The 25457-nt window shown below is 74.7% G+C and carries 20 protein-coding genes, 5 tRNA genes and 1 pseudogene; 13 read left to right on the top strand and 13 right to left on the bottom strand.

Annotated features, from left to right (window positions below; genetic code table 11):
* Positions 1–24 precede the first annotated feature (24 nt).
* Positions 25–1236, bottom strand: a complete 1212-nt coding sequence (locus O7606_RS10385; protein ID WP_281598848.1) for an acyl-CoA dehydrogenase family protein — start codon at positions 1234–1236, stop codon at positions 25–27.
* A 171-nt stretch (positions 1237–1407) separates the two neighbouring features.
* A complete protein-coding gene (locus tag O7606_RS10380; RefSeq protein WP_281598847.1) occupies positions 1408–2475 on the bottom strand; it encodes a phosphotransferase family protein in 1068 nt (355 codons plus the stop codon).
* A 153-nt stretch (positions 2476–2628) separates the two neighbouring features.
* Here O7606_RS10380 and O7606_RS10375 point away from each other — a divergent pair, with 153 nt between their 5' ends.
* Both O7606_RS10375 and O7606_RS10370 read left to right on the top strand, forming a co-directional pair.
* Complete coding sequence (locus O7606_RS10375; RefSeq protein WP_281598846.1) at positions 2629–3336, top strand: amino acid-binding protein; 708 nt, start codon at positions 2629–2631, stop codon at positions 3334–3336.
* Entirely contained in the window at positions 3333–4418 is a 1086-nt protein-coding gene (locus tag O7606_RS10370) for a GNAT family N-acetyltransferase (RefSeq protein WP_281598845.1), read from the top strand. Before O7606_RS10375 ends, O7606_RS10370 begins: the two co-directional genes overlap by 4 nt.
* 52 nt (positions 4419–4470) lie before the next feature.
* Here the strand turns inward: O7606_RS10370 and O7606_RS10365 are convergent, their stop codons facing one another.
* Together O7606_RS10365 and O7606_RS10360 are read right to left on the bottom strand one after the other, a co-directional pair.
* The gene (locus tag O7606_RS10365) at positions 4471–4866 is read right to left on the bottom strand and encodes a VOC family protein (RefSeq protein WP_281598844.1); all 396 of its coding nucleotides are present in this window, start codon (positions 4864–4866) and stop codon (positions 4471–4473) included.
* Between the two features lie 113 nt (positions 4867–4979).
* The gene (locus O7606_RS10360; protein ID WP_281598843.1) at positions 4980–6548 is read right to left on the bottom strand and encodes an aldehyde dehydrogenase family protein; all 1569 of its coding nucleotides are present in this window, start codon (positions 6546–6548) and stop codon (positions 4980–4982) included.
* 537 nt (positions 6549–7085) lie between these two features.
* Between O7606_RS10360 and O7606_RS10355 the strand changes: the two genes are divergently transcribed.
* Positions 7086–9959: a glycoside hydrolase family 9 protein gene (locus O7606_RS10355; protein WP_281598842.1), complete on the top strand. Its 2874-nt coding sequence runs from the start codon at positions 7086–7088 to the stop codon at positions 9957–9959.
* A 52-nt stretch (positions 9960–10011) separates the two neighbouring features.
* Here O7606_RS10355 and O7606_RS10350 read toward each other — a convergent pair whose 3' ends face one another.
* The 3 genes and pseudogenes from O7606_RS10350 to bioB form a co-directional block, all read right to left on the bottom strand.
* Complete coding sequence (locus tag O7606_RS10350; RefSeq protein ID WP_281598841.1) at positions 10012–10980, bottom strand: hypothetical protein; 969 nt, start codon at positions 10978–10980, stop codon at positions 10012–10014.
* 395 nt (positions 10981–11375) lie between these two features.
* Positions 11376–11567, bottom strand: a pseudogene (locus O7606_RS27605) (hypothetical protein); the annotation flags it as partial.
* 206 nt (positions 11568–11773) lie between these two features.
* Positions 11774–12769, bottom strand: a complete 996-nt coding sequence (gene bioB, locus O7606_RS10345; RefSeq protein ID WP_281598840.1) for a biotin synthase BioB — start codon at positions 12767–12769, stop codon at positions 11774–11776.
* A 214-nt stretch (positions 12770–12983) separates the two neighbouring features.
* On the opposite strand from bioB, the gene O7606_RS10340 reads away from it, so the two are divergent.
* Complete coding sequence (locus O7606_RS10340) at positions 12984–14147, top strand: 8-amino-7-oxononanoate synthase (protein WP_281598839.1); 1164 nt, start codon at positions 12984–12986, stop codon at positions 14145–14147.
* Positions 14148–14167: 20 nt separating this feature from the next.
* Positions 14168–14869 (top strand): dethiobiotin synthase, encoded by a 702-nt coding sequence (gene bioD / locus O7606_RS10335; protein ID WP_281599594.1) that lies wholly within the window; start codon positions 14168–14170, stop codon positions 14867–14869.
* A 66-nt stretch (positions 14870–14935) separates the two neighbouring features.
* Here bioD and O7606_RS10330 read toward each other — a convergent pair whose 3' ends face one another.
* Positions 14936–16108, bottom strand: coding sequence for a cytochrome P450 (locus O7606_RS10330; protein WP_281598838.1), 1173 nt, complete (start codon positions 16106–16108; stop codon positions 14936–14938).
* Positions 16105–16776 (bottom strand): 50S ribosomal protein L11 methyltransferase, encoded by a 672-nt coding sequence (locus O7606_RS10325; protein WP_281598837.1) that lies wholly within the window; start codon positions 16774–16776, stop codon positions 16105–16107. Before O7606_RS10325 ends, O7606_RS10330 begins: the two co-directional genes overlap by 4 nt.
* Positions 16777–16955: 179 nt before the next feature.
* Between O7606_RS10325 and O7606_RS10320 the strand changes: the two genes are divergently transcribed.
* A complete protein-coding gene (locus O7606_RS10320) occupies positions 16956–17828 on the top strand; it encodes a hypothetical protein (RefSeq protein ID WP_281598836.1) in 873 nt (290 codons plus the stop codon).
* 13 nt (positions 17829–17841) lie between these two features.
* On the opposite strand, the gene O7606_RS10315 is transcribed toward O7606_RS10320, so the two are convergent.
* The gene (locus O7606_RS10315; protein ID WP_281598835.1) at positions 17842–18423 is read right to left on the bottom strand and encodes a TIGR03086 family metal-binding protein; all 582 of its coding nucleotides are present in this window, start codon (positions 18421–18423) and stop codon (positions 17842–17844) included.
* 111 nt (positions 18424–18534) lie between these two features.
* On the bottom strand, positions 18535–19137 hold the full coding sequence (locus O7606_RS10310) for a TetR/AcrR family transcriptional regulator (protein ID WP_281598834.1): 603 nt from the start codon (positions 19135–19137) through the stop codon (positions 18535–18537).
* Between the two features lie 341 nt (positions 19138–19478).
* Here O7606_RS10310 and O7606_RS10305 point away from each other — a divergent pair.
* The 3 genes from O7606_RS10305 (at position 19479) to O7606_RS10295 (ending at position 19745) form a co-directional block, all read left to right on the top strand.
* Positions 19479–19551: transfer RNA gene (locus O7606_RS10305), tRNA-Gly, on the top strand.
* A gap of 35 nt (positions 19552–19586) precedes the next feature.
* Positions 19587–19657 (top strand) — tRNA-Cys (locus O7606_RS10300).
* A 13-nt stretch (positions 19658–19670) separates the two neighbouring features.
* A tRNA-Val gene (locus tag O7606_RS10295) sits at positions 19671–19745 on the top strand.
* Between the two features lie 98 nt (positions 19746–19843).
* Here O7606_RS10295 and O7606_RS10290 read toward each other — a convergent pair.
* Positions 19844–20245, bottom strand: coding sequence for a hypothetical protein (locus O7606_RS10290; protein ID WP_281598833.1), 402 nt, complete (start codon positions 20243–20245; stop codon positions 19844–19846).
* Positions 20246–20401: 156 nt separating this feature from the next.
* Here O7606_RS10290 and O7606_RS10285 point away from each other — a divergent pair, with 156 nt between their 5' ends.
* The 4 genes from O7606_RS10285 (at position 20402) to O7606_RS10270 (ending at position 24306) form a co-directional block, all read left to right on the top strand.
* Entirely contained in the window at positions 20402–22438 is a 2037-nt protein-coding gene (locus O7606_RS10285; protein ID WP_281598832.1) for a hypothetical protein, read from the top strand.
* 92 nt (positions 22439–22530) lie between these two features.
* Positions 22531–22603: transfer RNA gene (locus O7606_RS10280), tRNA-Gly, on the top strand.
* A gap of 24 nt (positions 22604–22627) precedes the next feature.
* Positions 22628–22699 (top strand) — tRNA-Val (locus O7606_RS10275).
* A 140-nt stretch (positions 22700–22839) separates the two neighbouring features.
* A complete protein-coding gene (locus O7606_RS10270; protein ID WP_281598831.1) occupies positions 22840–24306 on the top strand; it encodes a multicopper oxidase domain-containing protein in 1467 nt (488 codons plus the stop codon).
* Between the two features lie 64 nt (positions 24307–24370).
* On the opposite strand, the gene O7606_RS10265 is transcribed toward O7606_RS10270, so the two are convergent.
* Positions 24371–25345: a nitroreductase gene (locus O7606_RS10265; protein WP_281598830.1), complete on the bottom strand. Its 975-nt coding sequence runs from the start codon at positions 25343–25345 to the stop codon at positions 24371–24373.
* Between the last annotated feature and the right edge of the window lie 112 nt (positions 25346–25457).

Genomic DNA, 25457 nt, shown 5'->3' with positions numbered 1-25457 from the left:
GCGCGGCGGCGGCCAGGCGGCGGGTCAGCGGTAGGCGCGCAGCTCGCGGCGGGCCAGGGAGGCGCGGTGGACCTCGTCGGGTCCGTCCGCCAGGCGCAGGGCACGGGCCTGCGCCCAGAGCGCGGCGAGCGGGGTGTCCTGGCTCACTCCGGCGCCACCGTGCGCCTGGATCGCCCGGTCGACCACCCACTCGGCCATCGCCGGGACGGCGATCTTGATGGCCTGGATCTCGGTGTGCGCGCCCCGGTTGCCGACCGTGTCCATCAGCCAGGCGGTCTTGAGCACCAGCAGCCGGGCCTGCTCGATCCGGACCCGGGACTCGGCGATCCACTCCTGGACCACGCCCTGCTCCGCCAGCGGTCGCCCGAACGCGACCCGCCCGACCACCCGGCGGCACATCTCCTCCAGCGCCCGCTCGGCCATCCCGACCAGCCGCATGCAGTGGTGGATCCGCCCCGGGCCGAGCCGGGCCTGGGCCATGGCGAAGCCCCCGCCCTCCACCCCGACCAGGTTCGTCGCCGGCACCCGTACGCCGGTGAAGTCGATCTCGGCGTGCCCGCCGTGCGCGGCGTCGGTGTACCCGAAGACGGTCAGGCCCCGGCGGACGGTGACCCCGGGGGCGTCCCGGGGGACCAGGATCATGCTCTGCCGCCGGTGGCGTTCGGCGTCCGGGTCCGTCCGCCCCATCACGACCAGGACCGCGCAGCGTGGGTCCATCGCCCCGGACGACCACCACTTGCGTCCGTCGATCACGTACTCGTCGCCGTCCCGCACGATCCGGGTGGCGATGTTCGAGGCGTCCGACGAGGCCACCGCCGGCTCGGTCATGCAGAACGCCGACCGGATCTCCCCGGCCAGCAGCGGGAGCAGCCAGCGTTCCCGCTGCTCGGGGGTGCCGAACTCGGCGAGCAGCTCCATGTTGCCGGTGTCCGGGGCGGCGCAGTTGAGCGCCTCCGGCGCCAGGTGCGGGCTGCGGCCGGTCTCCTCGGCGAGCGGGGCGTACTGGAGGTTGGTCAGGCCGGCGCCGTGGCGCGGGTCGGGGAGGAAGAGATTCCACAGGCCCCGGGCCCGGGCCTCGGCCTTCAGCTCGGCCAGCACCGGCGGACGCGCCCACGGGTCACCGGCGGCGGCGACCTGCCCGGCGAACGTCGCCTCGGCCGGGATCACCCGCTCGGCCAGGAAACGCCGCAGCGTCCCGCGTAACTCCTCGGTCCGGGCGTCGAAGCTGAAGTCCATCGTCTCTCCCCGGCGGCCGCGCCGCCCTCGTCGTCGTCCTCGGCGAACAGCTCCGCGCCTGCGCGGCGCGGCCGATCCCGGCCAGCTCCGGACGCCGGCCGTCACCGACAGCTCCGCGCGTGCGCGTGCGCGGCCCGCTCCGCCGGGCGGCCGGGCATCCGCCCGCCGTGCTCAGTCGGCCACGGCGGCCAGCCCGTGGGCGACCAGCGGCGGCACCAGCTCGCCGATCCGGTCGAACCCCTCGCCGACGGTCTGCCCGAGGCCGTGCCGGTAGTGGATCCCCTCGCAGATCACCGCAAGCTTGAAGCACCCCAGCGCGACATGCCAACGTAGCGGCCCCACGTCGACGTCCGCCCGGCCGGCGTACCGCTCGATCAGCTCGTCACCGGTGGGAAAACCGGCGCGGGGCCCGAGCGCGTCGGTGACCGGGTTGCCGGCGGCGAGGTCGGAGTCGCCGAGCACGTCCCAGTAGGTCAGCAGCAGACCCAGGTCGGCCAGCGGGTCACCCAGGGTCGCCATCTCCCAGTCCAGCACGGCCCGGACGGCGACCGGGTCGACGGTGGCGAGGAGGTTGTCCAGCCGGTAGTCGCCGTGCACGATCCGGCCGGCGTTCGCCCCCTCGGGGACCGTCGCGGCCAACCGGTCCCGCAGCGCGTCGACGCCGGGCAGCGGACGGCTGCGGGAGCGGTCGAGCTGACCGGCCCAGCGTCGTACCTGCCGGGCGAGGAAGCCGTCCGGGCGGCCGAAGTCGGCCAGCCCCACCTCGACCGGCGGCAGCGAGTGCAGGGTGGCGAGGACGTCCATCATCGTCATGGCCAGCTCGCGCCGCTGCCCGACGTCGAGCCGGTCGGTCTGCGTCCGACTGCGGTAGACCACCCCGGGCGCCCGCTCCATCAGGTAGAACGGCGCGCCGAGCACCGCCGGGTCGAGGCAGAGCAGCAGGACGGCCGGCACCGGCACGCCGGTCGGGGCGAGGGCGCTGATCACCCGGTGCTCGCGCGCCATGTCGTGCGCGGTGGCCAGCACGTGCCCCAGCGGCGGCCGGCGCAGCACCACCTCCCGGTCGCCCAGGGTCACCAGGTAGGTCAGGTTGGACCGGCCACCGGCGATCAGCTCGGCCCGCAGCGGCCCGCCGGCCAGGTCGGGCCGGTGCCGGGCGAGATGACCGGCGAGCCGGTCGAGGTCGAGCCCGCGCGGGGTCGGGCCCGGCCGGGTCGCCTCGCCGGCCGGATCGGTCATCCGCCCAGTTGATGGCACGGTGGGAGTGGATGTCAAGACTTGTTTTTCGGCCGGGACACCCTGCGGCAACAGGGGCGAAACGCTCGTCCGGCACGCTGGGCACCAGCCTGCCGGACGTGTGAGCCGGCCCGCCGAGCGATGGGGGACAGGACCATGCTGCTGAGAGTTCGGGTGACCCTGCCGGACCGCCCCGGCACGCTCGGCCAGGTGGCACGTACCCTCGGCGTCTCCGGCGCCGACATCGTCCAGGTGGTGGTGCTGGAGCGGCTCGGCGGCCGGGCGGTGGACGACTTCACCGTGGTCTGGCCGGGGGCCTCCCGGCTGGAGCGGCTGCTCGCCGGGCTCGCCGCGATCCCCGGCGTCCAGGTGGACGGGGTGTGGCGGGCGATCGGCGCGCCGACCGCCACCGGGCAGGACGCCGAGCTGCTCGCCCAGGTGGCGGCGAACCCGGCCGACGGGTGCGCCACCCTGGTCGACGCGGTGCCGGGCCTGCTCGCGGCGGACTGGGCGGTGGCCGCCGTGGTGCCGATCGACTGGGCCTCCTCGGGCGGGGGATCGGCCACCGTCGGGTACGCGAGCTGGCGTGCCCCGGTCCCGCCGACGCTGCCGGAGATCACCCCGCTGCGCTCGCGGGCGCTGACGATGCCCGACGGCGGCCACTTCGCGCTGGTCCCGTTCGGTCGGGCCGGCCTGGTCCTGGTGGTGGCCCGGGACGCCGCCGAGCCCCTGCGGCCGGCCGCCTTCCACCGCACCGAGGTGGACCGGCTGACCCAGTTGGTCAAGGCCAGCGCGGTCATCCTCGGCGACCGGCTCGATCTGGTGGGCGCGCCCCCGGCCCCGACCGCCGGGGGGCGACCGTGACACTCTGGCGGATCCGGGCCACGGTGGACGACCGTCCCGGCTATCTCTCCGTGCTGACCGCCAGCCTCGCGTTGCGCGGGGTGAACATCCTCGCCCTGCAGGTGCACACCACCGAGGCCGGCGCGGTGGACGACTTCCTGGTGGACGCCCCCGACACGATCGACGAGGCAGACCTGCTCGCCGCCGTCGAGCGGGGGCGCGGGCGGGACTGCTGGATCGCCCGCAGCGAGGCGCGGGGCCTGGTCGACCAGCCCACCAGGGTGCTCGGCCTGGCCACCCGGCTGGTCCGTGACCCGGACGCGACAGGCGAGGCGCTGCGCGCGCTGCTCGGCGCGGACGCGGTGACCTGGCGGCCGGTCCGCTCCGCCGAGGCCGTCGGCGTCGACCGGGCCCGGATGCGGCTGGCCGACGGCGTCGGCGGGGTCTTCGAGCTGTCCCGTCCCGCGCCGGACTTCACCCCTGCCGAGTACGCGCGGGCGCAGGCGCTGGTCGAGCTGGCCGCCACCGCCGCGCGCCGGGCCGCGGAACAGGTCACCCTGGTGCTACCCGACGGCGCCGAGCTGGGCGTACGCCCGGCCGGGCCGGACGATCTCCCAGCCGTCCTACGGCTGCACGAGCAGTGCTCGGCGCGGACCCTGCACCGTCGCTACCTCAGCGAAGCGGGCCGGCCGTCTCCCGACCGGTTGCGGCGGCTGCTCGATCCGGCGCGTGGGATGACCCTGGTCGTCGTCGAGGCGGATTCCCCCGGTACGGGGGAATCGGTCGGCGTGGACTCCTCCGGTGCGGGGGAGTCGATCGTCGCGATGGCGAGCCTGCTCGGCGAGGGGGACCAGGCCGAGGCGGCGCTGCTGGTCAACGACGACCAGCAGCGCCGTGGCCTGGGTGGCGCGTTGCTGCGTCGCCTGCTCGCCCACGCCGACGGGGCCGGGTACGCGGCCGTGGACCTGCACGTGCACGCCTCGAACGCGCCGATGCTGCGGATGCTGCACCGGCTCGGCCGCCCGCTGACCCTGGACCGGGACGGCCCGTTGGTCACCGTCACGTTTCCCCTCGCCGTCCGCGCCTGCCCGACGGGCGTCTAGCCAGGGCGCTCAGCCGGCCGGGTTGTCGACGGTCGGTCGGCGCGCGGGGCGCTCAGTCGGGCCGGTCGGCCTCGCCGCAGACGCAGAAGCGGTTGCCCTCCGGGTCGGCGAGCACGACGTACGGCGGCGCGCCGGGTTCCAGCTCGGCCGGGTAGTGCGCCCAGTCGACCCGTCGCGCGCCGAGCCCGACCAGCCGGTCCACCTCGGCGTCGAGGCCCCGCTCACCGGCGGCCAGGTCGAGGTGGATGCGGGGGAGCCGCTCGACCGGGCTGGCGCTGAGGTCCATCGCGATCGCCGCGCCGGCCACCCCCGGCGGGGGCTCCAGCAGGATCCAGTCGTCGCCGGGGTAGCGGGGCGGACGACGCCGGTAACCGAGGGCGGCGGCCCAGAACCGGCCGGCCCGCTCGCAGTCGGACACCCCCAGCGAGATCTGTGCGATCGTGGCCATCCGCTGACCGTACCCGGGTGGCCGGGGACGTGCCGGGACACCGAGCTGACGGCCCGGTGGCCGTGGCCGGGCGGGTCGGGGCTGTCCGCCCCGGCCCCGCCCGGCGGCGACGGTCAGGTGGCGGGGTAGCTGTTGTAGTCCGGGAAGTTGCCGTAGAGGCGACCCTCACCGCCGACGGTGACCGCCTGCACCAGCAGGTCACCACCGACGAACGCGCCCTTCCACGAGGCGCCCCGGCCGCCGAACGGCTCGTCCCGGTCGCCCCGGGAGCGCGGCTTGTTGATGCCGACCTTGAACGCCTGGAGGTCCACCGCCAGCTTCGCGGCCTCGTCCTCGTCGTCGCAGGCCAGGCTGGCGACCAGCGCGCCGTTGGAGGCGTTCATCGCGGCGAGCAGCTCGTCGGTGGTGTCGACGACCACGATCGTGTCGACCGGGCCGAACGGCTCGGCGTGCATCAGCCGGGACCGGCCGGGCGGGGCGAGCAGCACCGACGGGGCCACGTACGCCGAGGTGTCCTGCCCGTCGAGGAACGGCGCGCCGTCCAGCTTGCCGCGGTAGATCGGGATCGCGCCGCCGCGGACCGCCTCGTCGACCTTGCGGCGCAGCTCGTCGGCCTTGGAGCCGCTGATCAGCGGGCCGAAGTCCAGCTCGGGCAGCGGGTCACCGGCGGACCAGTCGTCGGCCACGGCGAGCGGGTGGCCGAAGCGGACCGAGGAGACCACCGGCAGGTACATGGCGAGGAACTCGTCGACCAGCTCCCGCTGGACGACGAAGCGCGGGTACGCGGTGCAGCGCTGCTTGCCGTACTCGAAGCCCTTCTTCAGGTGCTTGGCGAGCATGTCCCACTGGGAGAAGTTCCAGATGCCCCAGGCGTTGAGACCCTCCTGCTCGATGAAGTGGCGCTTGTCGGAGTCGAGCAGCGCGGCGGCGACCTTGCCGCCGTTGGAGCGCCCGCCGACGAAGGCGACCGCCCCGATCTCGGGGGCCCGGACGAGCACCTCGGAGAGCTCCTCGCCGCCGCCGGAGACGAGGGTGGCGGGCAGTCCGGCCCGGCGCATCAGCGCGTGGGCGACGGTGAGGCAGACCGCGCCGCCCTGCGAGGGGGTCTTCGCGATGACCGCGTTGCCGGCGAGGAGCTGGACCAGCTCGGCGTGGACCAGCACGCTCATCGGGTAGTTCCAGCTCGCGATGTTGCTGACCGGGCCGGGCAGCGGCTCGCGCCCGTCGGCGAGCATCCGGTCGATCTCCTCGACGTACCACCGGACGCCGTCCAGGGCCCGGTCCACGTCGGCGCAGGCCAGCCGCCACGGCTTGCCGATCTCCCAGACCAGCAGCAGGGCGAGCAGGTCGCGGTGCGCGGTGAGCGCGTCGACCGCCTCGGTGACCTTGGCCTTGCGGGTGGCCAGCGGGGTCTCGGCCCAGTCGCGGTGGGTGGCGGCGGAGAAGGCGACCGCCGCGCTGGCCGTCGCCGCGTCCAGCCGGGGGAGGTTGACCAGCACGGTGTTGTCCACCGGGGTACGGACCGGGGTGGGCGTGCCCGCCGAGGCCCAGTCACCCTGGATCAGGTTGCGCAGGGTGACGGTGCCGTCCGGGCCGGCCGGGTCGAACGCCTCGGGCGTGGCCTGGACGGCGCGGGCCAGGGTGTCGGCCCAGGCGGTACCGTCGGCGAGTCGTAGAGCCATCGCGATCTCCTCAGGGTCATCCAGTGGAGCGGCGGCATCGACGGCACCGCTGCGGGTACTGTCCCGTGGCCGTGACCAGGGCGGCAACAGTACGTTCGTATGCCAGGATGGCCGTCCACTGTCGAGGGCCGGTCGAACCGGCCTGGTGCTCGGTGCATGCCTCGCTGAGCTGGTGCTACGCCGACATCGTATCGTAGAACCTCGATAATGTGATCCACGCCAGAATGCTCGGAAAGGGCTTTCCTGAAGCCTCGTCCGGCGGCCTTCCCTGGGCGGTCGACACTTTCCCTGGTCGGCGGGGCGCGGGCGGCCTCGCGGCCGGATCGGCCGGGTCGGTTGGACATCAGCTCTTCACAAACCGGTGAGCCGAGCGTTACATTGTCGCGTATCCATGGGAGCGCTTCCATCGATCGGCGGCGCTTCTCCCGGCTCCCCCACCATCACCACCCCCGGCCGCCCGGCGAACGTCGCCCCGCACCCCCGTCCCGCGTCGACGTTCGCCGGGCGGCCCCCTCATCACCCGACAGGAGCACCGGCATGCGCCACCGCACCGCCCGTGGCCGCTTCGCACCGTCCTGGCGTCGTCGCCTCGTGGCGGTCGGCGCCGCGCTGACCACCGGCCTCGCGCTCGCGGTCACCGCCCCGGCCGCCGCCCCCGCCGCCGCGGCCCCCGCCTACAACTACGCCGAGGCGTTGCAGAAGTCGCTGTACTTCTACGAGGCCCAGCAGTCCGGCGAGCTGCCCGACTGGAACCGGGTCTCCTGGCGCGGCGACTCCGCGCTGCGCGACGGCGCGGACGTCGGCCTCGACCTCACCGGTGGCTGGTACGACGCGGGCGACCACGTGAAGTTCGGCTTCCCGATGGCGTTCACCGCCACCATGCTCGCCTGGGGAGCGGTCGAGTACCGGGACGGCTACGTGGCCTCCGGTCAGCTGCCGCACCTGCTCAACAACCTGCGGTTCGTCAACGACTACTTCATCAAGGCGCACCCCGCCCCGAACGTCCTCTACGGTCAGGTCGGCAAGGGCGACGACGACCACAAGTGGTGGGGTCCGGCCGAGGTGATGCCGATGGCGCGGCCCGCGTACAAGATCGACGCGAGCTGTGGCGGGGCGGACCTGGCCGGCGAGACGGCGGCGGCGATGGCCGCGTCGTCCATGGTGTTCCGGCCCACCGACCCGACCTACGCCAACACGCTGCTCACCCACGCCCGGCAGCTCTACACCTTCGCCGACACGGTGCGCAAGAGCTACCACGAGTGCATCACCGACGCGACCAGCTTCTACCGCTCCTGGAGCGGCTGGCAGGACGAGCTGGTCTGGGGCGCGGTCTGGCTGCACCGGGCCACCGGCGAGGCCAGCTACCTGACCAAGGCCGAGAGCGAGTACGACAAGCTCCAGAACGAGAACCAGACCACCACCAAGTCCTACAAGTGGACGATCGCCTGGGACAACAAGCAGTACGGCACGTACGTGCTGCTGGCCGCGCTGACCGGCAAGCAGAAGTACCTCGACGACGCCAACCGGTGGCTGGACTTCTGGACCGTCGGCGTCAACGGCCAACGGGTCGCCTACTCGCCCGGCGGGATGGCCGTGCTCGACTCCTGGGGCGCGCTGCGCTACGCCTCGAACACCGCGTTCGTCGCGCTGCTGCACAGCGACAAGATCACCGACGCCACCCGGAAGACCCGCTACCACGACTTCGCGGTCCGGCAGATCAACTACGCGCTCGGCGACAACCCGCGCAAGTCCAGCTACCAGATCGGCTTCGGGACCAACTCGCCGCGCAACCCGCACCACCGCACCGCGCACGGCTCCTGGTGGGACAGCCAGACCGTGCCGACCGAGACCCGGCACGTGCTCTACGGCGCGCTGGTCGGCGGCCCGTCCGCGGCGAACGACGCGTACACCGACAACCGGTCGGACTACGTGATGAACGAGGTCGCCACCGACTACAACGCCGGCTTCACCTCCGCGCTGGCCGCCCTGACGGCCAAGTACGGCGGCACCCCGGCCGCCGGGTTCCCGGTCGCCGAGCAGCCGGACATCGACGAGCTGACCGTGGAGACCACGGTCATGCAGAACGAGCCGCGGTCCGTCGGGCTCAAGGCGATCGTCTACAACAAGTCGGCGTTCCCGGCCCGGGCGCTGACCAACGGGAAGTTCCGCTACTACTTCCGCCCCGAGGGGACCTCGGCGGTGCAGGTCACCCCCGGTTACACCCAGGGCTGCCCGGCGCCGTCGACGGCGAAGCAGCACAGCGGTGACATCTGGTACGTCGAGGTGGACTGCGCCGGGCACACCATCGCCCCGGCCGGGCAGTCCGCGCACCGGATGGAGGTGCAGTTCAAGATCGGCGTGCCGGAGGGCGGCACCTGGGACCCGACCAACGACCCCTCGTACCAGGCCACCGCCGGGCCGAACCGGAAGGTGCCGCTGTACGCCGGGACCACCCGGGTCTGGGGCGACGAGCCGACCACCGCGCCCGCCGACACCACCCCGCCCACCGTCCCCGGCGCCCCGGTCGCCAGCGGGCTCGCCCCCACCTCGGTGAACCTGAGCTGGGCGGCCTCCACCGACGCCGGCAGCGGCCTCGACACCTACACCGTCAGCACGTTCATGGTCGGCGGCGACGTGTACGGGATGCGCAACACCACCGCCACCTCGCTGGCCGTCACCAACCTGCAACCAGCCCGGACGTACGAGTTCATGGTGCAGGCCAGGGACAAGGCCGGCAACACGTCGAACTGGTCGCCGAAGGTGGTCGTGACGACGCCGGCCGGCAACGACGGCGACACGGCCCCGCCGACCGCGCCCGGCACGCCCGTCGCGTCGGGGGTCACCTCCACCGGGGCGACCCTGACCTGGACCCCGTCGACCGACAACGTGGGCGTCACCGGCTACCGGATCTACACCCCGGCGCTGCCCGAGGACGCCCTGGTCGCCACCGTCACCAGCCCCACGCACACGCTGACCGGGCTGCTTCCGGACACCGCGTACGGCTACTACGTGGTGGCGGTGGACGCCGCCGGCAACACCTCGCCGCCCTCGGCGAGGATGACGGTACGCACCTCTCCCGCGGCGCCGATCTCGAACTGCCGGGTCAGCTACGCCACGAACGACTGGAGCAGCGGCTTCACCGCCAACATCACGATCACCAACACCGGCACGGCGGCGCTCACCGGCTGGAGCCTGGCGTTCACCTTCCCGTCCACCGGCCAGAAGGTCACCCAGGCATGGTCGGCCAACGCCACCCAGAGCGGCGCCGCGGTGACCCTGACCAACGCCGCCTACAACGGCTCCCTCGCGGCGGGCGCGTCGACCAGCTTCGGCTTCAACGGCACGCACACCGGCAGCAACCCGAAACCGACCGCCTTCACCCTCAACGGCGCCACCTGCACGATCGCCTGACCCAGTGATCTTGGACAGTTACCGTCGTATCTGGACGGTAACTGTCCAAGATTCACGTGACGGCGGCGTCGGAAGACCAACCGGCGGAGGTGAGCGCGCGGCGCAGGGCGTCGGCGACCTCCGTCGGGCGGGCACGCACCAGCCAGGCCGGGAAACGCAGGATCCGGTCACCCGCCGTCCAGACGTCGTTCTGCCGCCGCATGTCGGCCGCCCACTCGCGTACGTCCATGTGGTGCGCGCCGTCGATCTCCACCTGGAGCCGGTACGCCCGCCAGTGGGCGTCCAGCCACCGGGTCCGCCCCGCCGCGTCGGTACGCCGCCGCTGCAACTCCGGACGGGGCAGCCCGTGCCGGCGGCACAGCCGGACGAAGTCGATCTCCGACAGGGCTTCGGCGCCACCCGCGATGTCCGCCACGGTCTGCTGGACGAGCAGACGTCGGGGAGCCCGGGGCAGCGCGCCCAGCACCTGCCGTAGCTCCTCGGGAAGCACCCGGCGCTGCTGGCAACCGGCGGCCAGCACGGTCTGCGCCTGTGCCTCGTCCCGGGCCCAGCCGGCCGCGTCGACCAGCGACCGGGCGGTGGTGGTGCGGGGCGGCCGGCCGACCTGAAGATGCTCCGGCGGCAGCACCGTCGTCCGGTGCACCCGAACCGCCGGCATGTCCAGCGGCAACCGGCGCAGCACCGTACGGCCGGCCCGCCGCCGGGCCGGCACGAGCACGTGCAGCGGTTCCCAGGGAAGCCCCCGCACGCCGGCCTCGGTGGCCGCCGTCGCGCCGGCCAGGACCGCCTCCGGCCCCGCCGCCAGCACCGCCACCCAGAGTTGCTGGTCCCGGGTCAGCCGACCGTTGCCGGTGAGCACGATCCCCCGGCAGACCGAGCGCCACCGCCCGGTACGGATCCGGCTCCGGACGACCCCCTCGGTGAGCAGACCGGTCGCCTGCGCGGTGGTCAGGACGCCGCCCTGCTCGAACGCCAGCCAGTCGAGCTCCGTCAGGTCGGCGGAGGGCCGGTCGGTAACCATGCCGTCGAGTCTCGCCGAACCCGCCCGATCCCCGCTGCCCCACCCGCCACTTCGCCCGCGCCACTCGCCGCCCGGCTCGTCCGCCGCCCGCCCGGTCCGCCTGGCTCGTCCGCCGCCCGCCCGGTTCGCCTGGCTTGTCTGCCGCCCGCCCGGTTCGCCTGGCTTGTCTGCCGGCCCGCCTGGCCCGCCTGGCTCGCCCGGCTTGTCTGTCGGCTGGCCTTACTCGTCTCCCGACTCGCGCCGCTGGCCCTGCCCCGCGCCCTGCTGCCCCGCGCCTGCTGCGGTGCGCCTGCTGCGGTGCGCCTGCTGCGGTGCGGGGCTCGCTCGTCTCTCGTCGCCAGATCTTGGACAGTTACCGTCGTATCTGGACGGCAACTGTCCAAGATCTGCTTCGGTCAGCCCTCGGTCGCGCCGTGTTCGACACAGGTGGCCCGCCAGCCGGTCGGCAGCACCTGCACCCGCATCCGCCGCCGGCAGCGCACACAGAACCGGGGCGGCTCCAGCGCGCGTGCCGCCCGACACGCGACGTGCCCACCGGCATCGACCGGCTCGCCACACCGGTCACACCACCCGCCGGCTCCGCTCCCGCCGGCTCCGCTCTCGCCGGCTCCGCTCCCGTGGCCTTCGGTCCCGTGGCCTTCGTATCCGCCAGTTCCGCCCCCACCGCAGTGAGCTCCGCTCCCACCGCAGTGAGCTCCGCTCCCACCGGCTCCGACTTTGCTCCCGCCGGCTCCGTTGTCGCCGGCTCCGGTTCCGGGGGGCGCGGGGTGACCCGGGGTCGTCGACCGACCCGTCACAGCGTCGCGGAGAGAGACTTGACCGGCATCTTCAGGTCGTCGAGGAGTTTCAGGTCCTCGGTGGCCGGGCGACCCAACGTGGTCAGGTAGTTGCCGACGATCACCGCGTTGATGCCGCCCAGCAGGCCATCCCGGGTGCCGAGGTCGCCGAGGGTGATCTCGCGTCCGCCCGCGTACCGGAGGATGGTGCGCGGCATGGCCAGCCGGAACGCGGCGATGGCCCGCAGCGCGTCCCGGCCCTCGACCACCGGACGGTCACCCAGCGGGGTGCCCGGCCGCGGGTTGAGGAAGTTCAGTGGCACCTCGTGCGGGTCCAGCTCGGCGAGCTGCGCGGCGAACTCGGCCCGCTGCTCGACGGTCTCGCCGAGCCCGAGGATGCCGCCGCAGCAGACCTCCATGCCGGATTCGCGGACCATCCGCAGCGTCTCCCAGCGCTCCTCCCAGGAGTGCGTGGTGACCACGTTCGGGAAGTACGAGCGGCAGGTCTCCAGGTTGTGGTTGTACCGGTGCACGCCCATCTCGACCAGCTCGTCGACCTGCTCCTGGGTGAGCATGCCCAACGACGCGGCGACCTGGATGTCCACCGCCGCGCGGATCGCGGCCACGCCCTCGCGCATCTGCCGCATCAGCCTCGCGTCCGGCCCGCGTACGGCGGCCACGATGCAGAACTCGGTCGCCCCGGTGGCCGCGGTCTGCTTCGCCGCCTCGACCAGGGACGGGATGTCCAGCCAGACGGAACGCACCGGCGAGGCGAACAGGCCGGACTGGGAGCAGAAGTGGCAGTCCTCCGGGCAGCCGCCGGTCTTGAGCGAGACGATGCCCTCCACCTCGACCTCCGGCCCGCACCAGCGCATCCGTACCTCGTGCGCGAGCTGGAGCGTGTCGGACAGGTGCTCGTCGGGAAGGGTCAACACGGCGAGGACCCCGGCCTGGTCGAGGCCGACGCCGTTCTCCAGCACCTGGGTGCGGGCCTGGTCGAGGATCTCTGGCATGGGTCGTACCCTACAAGCCCGCCCGCCCCGGACGAATCCCCGACGTCGCCGGACTCCGGCGCTCCACGAGCCACTCCCAGGCCCGTCCCCACGCCACGCCGGCCCGGTCGGCCCGGATGGTAATTTCGCCCGGCGGAACGGTCGTCGGTTGCGCCGCCCGGGCAGGGCGGCACGGCGTGCGGCGGCCGAGGTCGGTGCGAGCAGGGGAGTGACGGTGGCGGACTGGCTGGCGGCGCTCGACCGCCGGGCCGAGCTGCGGGCCAGGGCCGGGTTGACCCGGCGGCTGCGTCCCCGGGGCGAGGCCGACGTGGTGGTCGACCTCGCCGGCAACGACTACCTCGGTCTCGCCACGCGTCCCGAGGTCGTCGCCGCCGCGACCGCCGCCCTCACCGGGTACGGGCTGGGCGCGACCGGTTCCCGTCTGGTGCGGGGCTCCACCGACGCGCACCGGGCGCTGGAGGACGGGCTGGCCGACTGGCTCCGTACGGAAGGGGCCCTGGTCTTCTCCTCCGGCTACCTGGCCAACCTGGGCGCGGTGCGCGCCCTGACCCGCCCACGCACCCTGCTCGTGTCGGACGCGCACAACCACGCCTCGCTGATCGACGGCTGCCGGATCTCCGGCGCGGAGACGGTGGTCACCCCGCACGGTGACGTGGCGGCGGTGCAGGCGGCGTTGGCCGCCGCCCCGGGACGACCGGCCGTGGTGGTCACCGAGTCGGTGTTCTCGGTGGACGGTGACCTCGCCCCGCTCGCCCGGCTGCACGCCGTCGCCCGCCGGTTCGGCGCGTTGCTGCTGGTCGACGACGCGCACGGGCTCGGGGTGATCGGGCCTGGCGGGGCCGGTGGGGTGGTGGCGGCCGGGTTGACCGGTGAGCCGGACGTGGTGGTCACCGCCACCCTCTCCAAGGCGCTCGGCGGGGCGGGCGGCGTGGTGGCCGGCCCGGCCCCGCTCGTCCGCCACCTGGTGGAGACCGGCCGGACGTTCATCTTCGACACCGCGCTCCCGCCGGCGGTGGCCGCCGGGGTGGGCGCCGCCCTCGGCCTGGCCCGGCACGCCGACGACCTGCGGGCCGAGCTGGCCGACCGGGCCGCCCTGGCGGTACGCCGGCTCCGCGCGGCCGGACTGACCGTTTCCGCTCCAGACGCCGCCGTGGTGTCGGTGACCGCCCCCGGCCCGGAAGCCGCCACCGGGTGGGCGGACCGGTGCCGGCAGCGGGGCGTGGCGGTCGGCTGTTTCCGCCCGCCCGCCACCCCGGACCCGCGGTCCCGGCTGCGGTTGACCATCAGCGCGGGCGTGCCCCGCGTCGACTTCGAGCGGGCCCTGGACGTGGTGGTGGACTGCGCGCCGGGTGAGCCCACGGTGGAGGTGGCCCGGTGAGCGGTGGATGGCAGGGCGCGGTGCTGGTCACCGGCACCGACACCGGCGTCGGCAAGACGGTGGTGACGGCGGCGGTGACCGCCGCCGCCCAGGCCGCGGGCCTGCGGGTCGCCGTGGTCAAGCCGGGCCAGACCGGCACGGCCACCGGCGAGCCGTCGGACGTCGACAGCGTGACCCGGTTGGCGGCCCCGCTGACCGGCCGTACGCTGGCCAGCTTCCCGGACCCGCTGGCCCCGCTGGCCGCGGCCCGGGTCGCCGAGCTGACGCCGCTGGAGCTGGACCCCGTGGTCGACGCCGTACGCGAGGAGGCCGACAAGCACGACCTGGTGCTCGTCGAGGGGGCCGGTGGGCTGCTGGTGCCGATGGGGCTGCGGCCGTCCGGGGAGGCGTGGACGGTGGCCGACCTGGCGGTGACGCTCGGCGCGCCCGCCGTGGTGGTGGCCCGGGCCGGGCTGGGCACCCTCAACCACACCGCGTTGACCCTGGAGGCGCTGCAACGGCGGGCGGTGCCGGCCGGCGTCGTCCTCGGGGCGTGGCCGGCGGAGCCGGAGCTGGTGCACTGGGCGAACCTCGGTGAGCTGGTGCCGAACCTGCTCGGCGCGCTGCCGGCCGGGGCCGGGGCGATGGATCCGGGAGTGTTCCGCCGGTCCGCGCCGGGTTGGCTCACCCCCGCCCTGCACGGGGTGCTCGACGACTGGCGGGCCTGGGCCGAGGAGATCTGAGCTCCTGACCTTCGTCGGCGCCGGGCCGCGCGGCCGGCCGGTCCGCCGGGCCGCGCGGCCGGCCGGTCAGGCGTGGCGGACCAGGAAGGCGTCCGGCATCCGGAAGGTGAGATTGTCCGGGCACCAGGGTGGCCGGACCACTGTCACGTCGGCGAGCAGCTCCGCCGCGCCGGCCACCACCACGGCCGCCTCCATCCGGGCCAGGTGCGCGCCGACGCAGCGGTGCGCGCCCGCGCCGAACGCCAGGTGCCGGCGGGATCCCCGCTGCCCCGGCCGGAACCGCGCCGGCTCGGCGACCACCGCCGGGTCACGGCCGGCCCGGGCCAGCCAGAGCACGACCGGGGCGCCCCGGCGCACCGGCGTCCCGCCCAGCGTGGCGTCCACCGCGGCGACCCGCCGCCAGGTGACGATCGGCGGCTCCAGCCGCAGCCCCTCCTCGACCACGTCGGCCACCGGCAGGGCGCCGGCGCGCAGCCCGGCCAGCACCGCCGGCTCCCCGGTGAGCCGGTGCAGCAGCAGGGTGAGGAACTGGCTGGTGGTCTCCTGACCGGCCACCAGCAGGAAGAACAGCGCGCCGACCACCACGTCCGGGTGGTGGCCGGCGGCCCGCAGCCGGGCGGCCAGGCCACCGCCGGTGGCGGCGAACTCCCGCAGCACCCGGTGGAACCGGCCCACCTCGACGGCGAGGGCCTGCTGGCGTTGCTCGTCCAGCGGCGCCCAGAACAGCTCCAGGGCGGCGCGGGCGAACTCCTTGACCGTGTCGACCGGCGCGTCCGGCAACTCGACCAGCCGGGCCAGCGTGCGCAACGGCAGGTCGGCGGCGATCCCGGCGTGCAGGTCCACGGTCTGCCCGGCGGCCAGCCCGGCCGCGAGCCGACCGACCCGGGCCCGCACCAGGTCGGTCAGCCAGGGCTGTTGGGCCGCGACCCGCGTCGGGTGCAGGGCCTCGGCCACCAGCGCCCGGATTCCCGGGTGGCTCGGGCCGGAGTTGTTGGCCAGGGTGGGCGGCAGGCGGAACCGGTGCCCGGCGAGGATCCGCAGCGCGGCCACCGGGACCGGGGTGACCGCGTCGAGCGCGTTGTCCGGTCGCCAGGTGACCGGGTCGGCGAGCACCTGCCGGACGAGCGCGTGCCGGGTGACCAGCAGGTGCGCGACCCCGCGGTGGTCGGGGACGGTGACCGTGTCGGGCCGGTCGAGGTCGAGCGGGTCGCCCCAGGCCCGGAACAGTGGAACGGTCATGCGTCGGCGCGGGGACGGCCGGGCCTGAGTTCCCAGACGGTGGCGTGCCGGACCGCGACGCTCTCCAGCGCAGGTGGCACCGGGACGTCGTACCCGGCCAGCTCGGTGAACCGCTCCCGGGGCAGGAAGGCGCGTCCCGGGTCGCCGACCAGCACCCGCGCCCCGGCCCGGGTGGCCCGCAGCAGGAAGCGCAGCATCCGGTTGGCCATCGCCGCGCTGTAGAAGACGTCTCCGGCGAGCACCACCCGGGCCGGGCCGGCGTCCGCGTCGTCGAGGACGTCGGCGTGGACGGCGTCGACGCGTACCCCGTTGGCCCCGGCGTTGAGCGCGACGGCCGCGACGGCCCGTTCGTCGATCTCCACCGCGCGTACGGTGAGCGCGCCGGCCCGGGCGGCGGCGATCCCGACCAGGCCGGAGCCGGCGGCCAGGTCGAGCACTGGCCGACCGGCGACGACCTCCGGATGGTCGAGCACGTAGCGGGCCAGGGCCTGCCCGCCGGCCCACGCGAAGGCCCAGAACGGCGGGGGCTGCGCGCTGCGGAACTCGCCCTCGGTCAGCTCCCACAGCCCGATCGGCTCGTCGGCCTGGTGCAGCCGCACCTCGGGCACGAAGGCCACCGGAGCGAGCCGCGCGTGCAGCCGGACGAAGGCGGCGGAGATCTCGGACACCCGGTGATTCTGCCCCGGCGGTTCCGCTCGGCGTGTCGCGGGTCGACGGTCACCGGTTCACCACGTGTGGTGAGATCACCCACCGGAGTTGGCGCTGGGCGCGAACCCGCCCGGCTGGTCCGGCCCCGGCGTCGCGCCTAGCGTCGAGACAGGGACGCGGTGACCGGAGGGATCAGACGGTGACAGGGGTGTGGCGGCGGTACGCGACGCGGGTCGGGGCGGTCCTGGGTTGTCTGGCGGTGGCGGTGCCCGGTGGGTCGGTCCCGGCGGCGGCGGACTTCACCACCGAGCTGTCCGGGCTGCCGGACCGGCTCGTCACCGGCCGGGTCGAGACGGTCGCCGCGGTGGTCTCCCGGGACGACGCCGGCGGCTGCCTGAAGGTGCGCTGGTCGCTGGTGCTCAGCGTGCGTGACCTGCGGCTGGACCAGGTGCGGCTGGAGCGGGTCGAGCAGGACGGGGCGTTCCCGACGCAGGTGCGCGCCGACGGCACGGTGGCCCGGTTGACCGATCGGCGACTCGACCCGGGCACGCTCTGCGCCGGCCGGACGGTGACCGCCCGCTACCGGCTGGCGGTCACCGGGGACGTCACCGGCGGGCGGGTGTCGCTCGCCGTCGAGGCGTACGACGCGGATCTGCGTCTGTTGGCCCGGCAGACGGCGACCCGGAGCGTGGTCGCGGCGTCGACGGCCGGGCCGGAGCGGTCGACCGACGCCGACGGACCCGGGACGACCGACGACGACCCGACCGACGACCCGACGGAAGACCCGACGGAAGACCCGACGGAGGACCCGACGGGGGAGCCGGCGGGACCGGTCGGGGCGGGCGACGGCGCGAACGGCGACGCCGGGGCGGGCGGTGACCGGGCCGGGGTGGCCGCGCGGCGGACCGGGTCGACCGGCGGCGGATTCGGCCTGGTACAGGCCGCCTTCCTCCTCGGCGGACTGCTGATCTCCCTCGGGATCGGGCTGCTGCTGCGGATGCGTCAGGTGCTGGGCCGGGCGTCCGACGAGCCCGGCCGACGGCGACGTCTGCCGGTCGTGGGGAGCTGGTAGCGGCCCCGGCCGGTCAGGAGCCGGGGGTCCAGGCGGGGTCGCGGCCGAACGCGGCGACGAGCCGGTCCTGCTCGTCCGCGTCGGCCGGCACCTCCACCGCCGGCCGGACGAGGCTGCCCGCCTGGTAGTCGGAGACGCGTTCGGTGAACCAGCGGGCGCACTCGCGCACCGCCGCCCCGTCCAGCCGGGGGGCGACGCCGATCGCCACCGCCAGGTCCCAGCCGTGCACCAGGTGCTCGGCGAGGAGCTGGCGCAGGTACTCCCGAGCCGGGGTCGGGCCGGCCGAGAGCCGTACGTCGCGGTCCAGCGCGCCGGGGGCGGCGGCGGCCCGCTCGGCCTGCCGGACGGCGTCCCGGGCGGCGCCGACCGGGTCCGGGCCGAGCTGGTCGCCGTCGAGGCGGTCACCCACCGACTCGACGGTCGCGCCGTCGAGCAGCGGCACCGACCAGAGTTCCTCGGTCACCACGTGGTCGACCAGCGCCCGTACGTCCCAGTCGGGGCACGGGGTGGGCGCCGACCACTGGTCGGGGGCGACCTGGTCGACCAGCCCGACGAACCCGGTGAGTCCGCGTCGGTACGCCTCCAGCAGCTCCATGCCGTCGATTGTCCGGGCCGGGCGGGCCGGCCGCAGCGGGTTGCGCCGAGCCTGCCGTTTCGTCGCCCGGGAGCCTGGCCGTGCACAGGCGTCGGGGCCGCGGTCGACGGCTCAGTCGAGCTCGGCCGGGTCCAGGCCCAGCTCCCGGGCGGTGAGCAGGCGGATCCACTCGGCGAACTGTCGTCGGGTGATCACCCGGTGGTGGACGGCGAGCTGCACCGCGAGACCGTCCATCACGGCGTGGATCCGCCACGCCGCGCCGGCCGGGTCGGCGCACTCGAAGGTGCCGTCCTGGACGCCGGCCGAGATCACCGCGGCGAGGTCCTGCCGCCACCGCAGGTCGAGGCGACGGCAGACCTTCTCCAGCTCCGGGGTACGCAGCGACTCGGCCCAGCCGTCGATCCAGAACGACCACGACGTGGAGCGGCCGGCGGGCGTGTAGAGCCGCAGGATCTTCTTCAGCTTGGCCAGCGGGGGCGCGGCGGAGCGGACCACGGCGTCCAGGCGGGCGAGGTCCTGCTCGACGGCGTACGTGAACGCCTGCTCGAGCAGCCGGTCCTTGGTGGCGAAGTGATAGAACACCAGCGCCTGACTGACCCCGGCCGCCTGGGCCACGTCGGCGGTGCGGGTGTTCGCCAGGCCGCGTTCCACGATCACGTCACACGCCGTGCGCAGCAGGGCATCCAGGCGGATCTCGGCGGCACGTCTTGTCACGCGGCTACCGTAGCCCATCAGGGCGCTCACGAGGAGTTACCGCTCCGGCCCCGCCGAGCGGGACAGTCGGAACCCGGACAGCAGGGGGCCGTAAACCGGCGGCGAACTCACCCAGGCTCCTAGGAAGCCGCACCCGGGCGGTGGCACGTCACCACCCCGCCCCGCCCCGCCGCCGGTCCGCACCCATCGGCCCCGCCCACCGGCCCCTCCCGTCGACTCCTCCGCCCGGAACAACGCGTCGGCCCGGCCGGGGCAACGCGCCAGAAACGGACCCGATTTGGCAAGCGTTCCCGGCCTCGGCTAGAGTTCTCATCCGTCACCCGGTGAGAATCCGGGGGCATGCGGACGTAGCGCAGCTGGTAGCGCATCACCTTGCCAAGGTGAGGGTCGCGGGTTCGAATCCCGTCGTCCGCTCGGCGAGATGCCACCACGCATGCGGGGGCAACCTCGGTGGAGTGGCCGAGAGGCGAGGCAACGGCCTGCAAAGCCGTGTACACGGGTTCAAATCCCGTCTCCACCTCGGCAATAGGCGAGGGCGATTGGCGCAGTGGGAGCGCGCTTCCTTGACACGGAAGAGGTCACTGGTTCAAACCCAGTATCGCCCACCAGTGAGACGGCGGCCCGTCCCGGATTCCGGGGCGGGCCGCCGTCGTCCGTCCACTCGCCCCACCCCGGCACGTCCGACCCGCCGGTCCCACGGTGGTGGTCAGCGGGTGACCTGGCCGGAGCCGGAGCAGGTCACGCACATGGTGGGCGGGCGCTCCACGTCCGCGAAGCCGGCCCCGGTGAAGTCGAGGGTCCGTTCCCTCCGGTCGATCCAGCCCCGCCCCCGACAGTCCAGGCAGAGGACGGTGACCTCCGTCGGGATCCGGCCCGCGTCCGGCCAGGGGTCCGGCGTCCGCCGCCAGGGCGGCACGAGCCGACGTACGGACAGCCGGGGCGCCGGGAACCGCCGACCTCGGCCGGCCGTTCCCGGAGCGGCCCCGAGAGGTCCGGGCGGGTTGCCGGACGGTGGGCCGCCGACACGTCGCCGCCGCCACCGGGCGTACCCGACCGCGACCGTGATCGCGGCCAGCAGCAGGACGACGGCCACCGCGACGTCGACCATGACGGCTGGCTCCTCGGGGGCGGCGACGGGGGACCGGCCAACTCTAGGCCCGACTCGCGCCGATGGCGCACGGTGGTCTTCTCGATTCGCCGGGTGCCTGGTTAACTGCGAATTCGATCCTGGATCCTGCCACTGTGGAAGGCGGCGCCCTGCCCCATGACCGAGATCGCGCACCGAGACGACCCGCTGCCCCGGCTCGCCGTGCCGGGCGAGCGGTTCGGCTGGATCTACCAGGACCGCAACCTCTACCGGCGGCGGTTCCCGGAGCCCCCGCCGACGCCCGGGACGGTCCCGCCGGAGCTGGTCACCCGGGCCACCACGGCCCGGCAGCGGACGCTGCGGCGGGTCGGCGTGTCGCTCGGGGTGGGGCTCGGTCTGGCGGCGCTGTTCGGCTGCTGTGGTCGGTTCGCGAGCAGCCTCGCCGAGCCGTTCGGCTGGTTCGTCATGTTCCTGACCATCCTCTCCGCGTTCGGCGGGCTGGGCGGCGCGCTGGTGGTCTGGCTGCTGCGACGGCAGGCCGAGAAGGACCTGGCCACCGCGCAGGAGCAGGTCCGCGCCGCGTACGAGCAGGCCCGGGCGGGGTGGGAGGCCCGCCGGGTCGAGTTCGAGCAGGGGCAGCAGCGGGCGTTGGAGCAGATGTACGAGTGGAGCGCGGCGGCCCCCTCGCCGGGCACCCGCCGGATCGACGTGGTCGGGGGCAGCAGCTACGGCTGGGAGGCGCTGCTGACCGTGCTCGGCGGGTCGCTGCTGAGCACCCGGGGCCCGATGACGCTGGTGGACTTCACCGGCGAGGCGCTCTGCGGCGAGCTGATGAGCCTGGCCGAGCAGACCCGCCGGTCGGTGCGGGTCACCGGGTTCCCGTCCGGCCTGCGGGAGCTGGACCTGCTCGCCGGGCTCTCCCCCCGGGAACTGGTCGACCTGCTGGTGGAGTCGATGCACGGGGCGGCGGACGGCGGTGACCGCGCCCAACGGCACCAGGACGCGATGCTGCTCGGGGAGCTGTGCGAGGTGCTCGGCGACGAGGTCACCATCGCCCGGATCGTGGCCGGGCTGCGGGTGCTGACCGACCGGCCCGGTCAGCCGGCGCTCAGCGAGATCGAGTGCTCGCTGGTGATCAGCCTGCTGCCCGAGGAGGCCCGCCGGCAGGCGCACCACCAGTTGCGCCGCCTGGAGAGCTTCCTGCGTCCGCTGGAGACGTTGGGGCAGACCGGGGGCGGGCCGCCGGACGCCGAGCTGTCGTGTCTGGTCGCCGACCGGGACGGCCGCAGCGCCCAGCACGAGCTGCTGAAGGACCTGCTGACGCAGTGGCTGATCCGCCGGGTCAGCCGGGAGGAGATCAGCGGCGGCTCGATCGTGCTGGTCGGCGCGGACGAGCTGCACCACCGGCAGATCGAGCGGCTCGGCACGCTCTGCGAGCGGCGGGGGATCCGCCTGGTGCTGTTCTACGCGCACCTGCGGGAGCAGGCGTTGCACGCCCTCGGTGGCGGCGAGGTGGCGTTCATGCGGTTGGGCAATCACCGGGAGGCGCAGCAGGCCGCCGAGTTCATCGGCCGGCAGCACAAGTTCGTGCTCAGTGGTATGACCCGGACGCTGGGCGGGAACGAGACGCACACCCTGGCCGACATGCAGGGCGGCTCGGAGACCGACAGCCGCACCGAGGGCAGCCGGGGCGAGGGCCGGGCGCTGATCCGGCAGCGTAGCCGCACCTGGAGCCGGAGCCGGAACTGGAGCCAGACCCGGTCGGTGGCCGCCGGGACGACCTGGAACGACGCCGCCGAGGCGCAGCGGGTGTACGAGTACGCGGTGGAGCCCCGAGTGTTGCAGGATCTGCCCGACTACGCGCTGCTGCTGGTGAAGGGGGAGGGTCGGGGCTCGGTGGTGCAGGCGGTGGAGTGCAATCCGGAGATCGTGACCCTGCCGTACATGACGATGGATCCGGTGCCGCTGGCGCCGTTGCCGTCCGACGGCGCGGCGGCGTACCCGACGTCCGGGCCGCCGGGCCAGGTGACGCTCTCCCAGCCGGCGCCGATCGCCCCGCAGCCGGCGTCGGCGGACCAGACCGCCGCCGGGCTGCTGCCCGGGTGGGGCGCGCCGGCGCCGGGGCAGCAGCCGGTCCGGCCGTCCCCGCAGCCGGGGCCGCAGCCGCCCCGGCAGCGGCAGTCGGAGCCGCCGCCCGGGCCGGGCGGGTCGTGAGCCCGGGGCCGGCGCGGGAACGGATACCCGGTTTCGTCTCTGATCTTGGCTCGGGTAGAGTTCACGCTGTCACCGGGTGATCCCGGGGGCACGCGGACGTAGCGCAGCTGGTAGCGCATCACCTTGCCAAGGTGAGGGTCGCGGGTTCGAATCCCGTCGTCCGCTCGTAGCCCGTCTGAGGCACACCCGGGGCGATTGGCGCAGTGGGAGCGCGCTTCCTTGACACGGAAGAGGTCACTGGTTCAAACCCAGTATCGCCCACTCCTATCCGCCGGCCGCGCTCCTCCACCGGCCTTCGCGGTGCCTTCCGTCTGCTGCTCTCCGGTGTTCTTCGCGGCTCCACCGGCCTTCGAGGCTGCTCGGGTTGACTCCTCCTGCTGACCGACGAGGGGGAGTGCACAGTGGACAGACGACGCGTGGTCGCGCTCGGTGGGCTGGCCGCCGCGGGCGCGACGGTTCTCTCGTCCGCCGGGGCGGCGGCCGGCGCCGCCGACCGGACCGAGCGGTCCCACCGGGAGCACCGGCACGGCGGCGCGGACGCCGGCCGGGGCGGCGCGGCGGCGGTCGAGCCGTTCGGCGTGGCCCTGCCGATCCCGCCGGTGCTGCGCCCGGTGTACGTGGGCGGCGACGCGGACCTGTACCAGTTGCCGGTGCGGGCCGGGACGACGGAGATCGTCCCCGGGGTGGCCACGCCCGTCCTCGGGTACCAGGGCCGGTTCGTCGGCCCCACCATCCGGGCCCGGCGGGGGCGGGCGGTGGCGTTGCAGGTGACCAACCAGCTCGCCCACCCGACGAACGTGCACCTGCACGGCGGGTTCACCCCGGCGGCCCAGGACGGCCACCCGATGGACGCGATCAACCCGGGCGCGACGCGTACGTACGCGTACCCGAACCTCCAGCAGGCGGCCACGCTGTGGTACCACGACCACAGTCACCACATGGAGGCCGAGCACATCTACCGGGGGCTGCACGGGTTCTACCTGATCTCCGATCCGGCGGAGGAGGCGTTGGGCCTGCCGTCGGGCCGGTACGACGTGCCGGTCCTGCTGCGGGACGCGGCGGTCGGCGCCGACGGGTCGCTGGTGTTCGACCCGGCCAACGGCGGTGACCGCCCGATCGTCCTGGCCAACGGCAAGCCGCAGCCGTACCTGCGGGTGACCGCCCGAAGGTACCGGTTCCGGCTGCTCAACGCCGCCCTGCACCGGATCTTCCGGCTGCGGTTGGAGCGGGGGCGGATGGTCCAGATCGGCACCGACGGCGGGCTGCTGCCGGCCCCGGTCGTGGTCGACGAGGTGCGGCTGACCCCGGGTGAGCGGGCCGAGGTGGTCATCGACTTCGCGGGCGAGCCGGTCGGGGCCCGGCTGGTGCTGGCGGACACCTCCGGGCCGGTGCTCGCCTTCGACGTCGCGGGCGTGGCGCCCGACGACAGCCGGGTGCCGGACCGGCTGGTCCCGATGCCGCCGTTGCCCACCGCCACGGTCACCCGGGACGTGACGCTGAGCTTCGACAGGTCGAAGCTGGCGTTCACGGTCAACGGTCAGACCTTCGACGCGGGCCGGGTGGACGCCCGGGTGGTCAACGGGACCACGGAGATCTGGCGGGTCACCAACGCCGACACCCAGTTCCGGATCGACCACGACTTCCACCTGCACATGGTGCAGTTCCGGCTGCTCGACCGGGACGGGACGCCGGCCGCGCCGGCCGAGGCGGGCTGGAAGGACACCGTGCACGTGCCGCCGGGCTCCACGGTGCGGGTGCAGGCCACGTTCTCCGGGTTCACCGGCCGGTACGTCTACCACTGCCACTTCCCGGAGCACTCCTCGGCGGGCATGATGGCGCAGCTCGAGATCGTGAACCGGGCGACCTGACCGGGGCGTGCCAGGTCATGGCCCGGCGCCGGGCGCGCCGGGTCAGGGCCGTGGCCGTGCCGGGTCAGGGCCGCGTGACGGGCAGGTCGAGCACCTCGTCGAGCGGGCGGCGCGGGGTGGGGCGGCCCGGCTGGCCGTACCCGATCCGCAGCACCATCTGCGGGGTGCCGAAGCGGCCCAGCGACCGCCGCAGCCGTTCCCGCGCCCCGGGCACCTCGATGGGTTGGGAGAGCAGCGACGCGCCCAGCCCGGCGTCGGTGGCGGTCAGCAGCACCCGTTGCAGCGCCTGCCCGGCGACGAGCTGGTCGGTGGCGGTGTTGCCGGCCGAGATGAGCACGGCGACCAGCGGCTCCGGTTCGAAGTCCCGCCCGGGGGCCCGGTCGAGCGCGCCGAAACCACGGCTGGGCAGCAGGTCCTGGGGTTCGGCCCGGGGGCCGCCCGCCGCGGCGGGCACCCCGTCGGTGGCCGGTCCGATGCGGGTCCACGCGGTCCGCTCGGCCCGGTAGGCGGGGTCGCGTTCGAGCACCCGGTGCGCGCTGCCGGCGATCTCGGCGAACGCGCTCACCGCGCTGGCGCCGATCACCAGCTCCAGCCAGCACTGTTCGACCCGGGCGGCCTCGCCGAGCCGCCACCGCACGTCGGCGGGCACCGGGTCGGGCCAGAACGGGGCGCGGTTGCTGAACCGGCGTGGTACGGCGGCGTGCAGGCTCCGCTCGGTGGGGGTGGCGCGGCGGGGCAGGTCCGGGACCAGCCGGGCCGCCACGTCCGGCTCGCCGGGGTAGGGGCGCAGCCGTACGGTGGCGGGGGCGCCGGCGACGGCCAGCGCGAGCCGCAGGTTGTGCAGGGCGGCCCCGCAGGACAGGCGGGCGCCCCAGCCGGTCGGGTCGGTGGCGGGCAGCCGGCGGGTGGGGTCGACGGCGAGGTCGATGCCGCCGTCGCACAGCCGGAACCGCCACGGCTGGGTGTTGTGCAGCGATGGCGCCCGGACGGCGTCCGCCACGGCGGCGCGGAGCTGCTCGACGGTGTAGCCGATGTCCATGGTGACGCTCCTCCCGGGCGTGGCGCCCTCGTGTGTGCGTCTCCACGGTGCGCCCGGCGGACCGGCGTCGGGCAGGGCCGGACGTCCCCACCGGCCGGGACCAGCTACCCGC

Source organism: Micromonospora sp. WMMD882, assembly GCF_027497255.1.
GTDB lineage: Bacteria > Actinomycetota > Actinomycetes > Mycobacteriales > Micromonosporaceae > Micromonospora.
The sequence above is the reverse complement of the archived record's forward strand: the minus strand, read 5'-3'. Positions and strand labels throughout refer to the sequence as shown.

What these genes read in the sequence shown, in the direction of transcription:
- O7606_RS10350 (WP_281598841.1), bottom strand. Translation starts at nt 10,980, where the DNA reads ATGGTTACCGACCGGCCCTCCGCCGACCTGACGGAGCTCGACTGGCTG.
- O7606_RS10285 (WP_281598832.1), top strand. Translation starts at nt 20,402, where the DNA reads ATGACCGAGATCGCGCACCGAGACGACCCGCTGCCCCGGCTCGCCGTG.
- O7606_RS10290 (WP_281598833.1), bottom strand. Translation starts at nt 20,245, where the DNA reads ATGGTCGACGTCGCGGTGGCCGTCGTCCTGCTGCTGGCCGCGATCACG.
- O7606_RS10380 (WP_281598847.1), bottom strand. Translation starts at nt 2,475, where the DNA reads ATGACCGATCCGGCCGGCGAGGCGACCCGGCCGGGCCCGACCCCGCGC.
- bioB (WP_281598840.1), bottom strand. Translation starts at nt 12,769, where the DNA reads ATGCCAGAGATCCTCGACCAGGCCCGCACCCAGGTGCTGGAGAACGGC.
- O7606_RS10355 (WP_281598842.1), top strand. Translation starts at nt 7,086, where the DNA reads ATGCGCCACCGCACCGCCCGTGGCCGCTTCGCACCGTCCTGGCGTCGT.
- O7606_RS10365 (WP_281598844.1), bottom strand. Translation starts at nt 4,866, where the DNA reads ATGGCCACGATCGCACAGATCTCGCTGGGGGTGTCCGACTGCGAGCGG.
- O7606_RS10315 (WP_281598835.1), bottom strand. Translation starts at nt 18,423, where the DNA reads ATGGAGCTGCTGGAGGCGTACCGACGCGGACTCACCGGGTTCGTCGGG.
- O7606_RS10375 (WP_281598846.1), top strand. Translation starts at nt 2,629, where the DNA reads ATGCTGCTGAGAGTTCGGGTGACCCTGCCGGACCGCCCCGGCACGCTC.
- O7606_RS10360 (WP_281598843.1), bottom strand. Translation starts at nt 6,548, where the DNA reads ATGGCTCTACGACTCGCCGACGGTACCGCCTGGGCCGACACCCTGGCC.
- O7606_RS10385 (WP_281598848.1), bottom strand. Translation starts at nt 1,236, where the DNA reads ATGGACTTCAGCTTCGACGCCCGGACCGAGGAGTTACGCGGGACGCTG.
- O7606_RS10265 (WP_281598830.1), bottom strand. Translation starts at nt 25,345, where the DNA reads ATGGACATCGGCTACACCGTCGAGCAGCTCCGCGCCGCCGTGGCGGAC.
- O7606_RS10330 (WP_281598838.1), bottom strand. Translation starts at nt 16,108, where the DNA reads ATGACCGTTCCACTGTTCCGGGCCTGGGGCGACCCGCTCGACCTCGAC.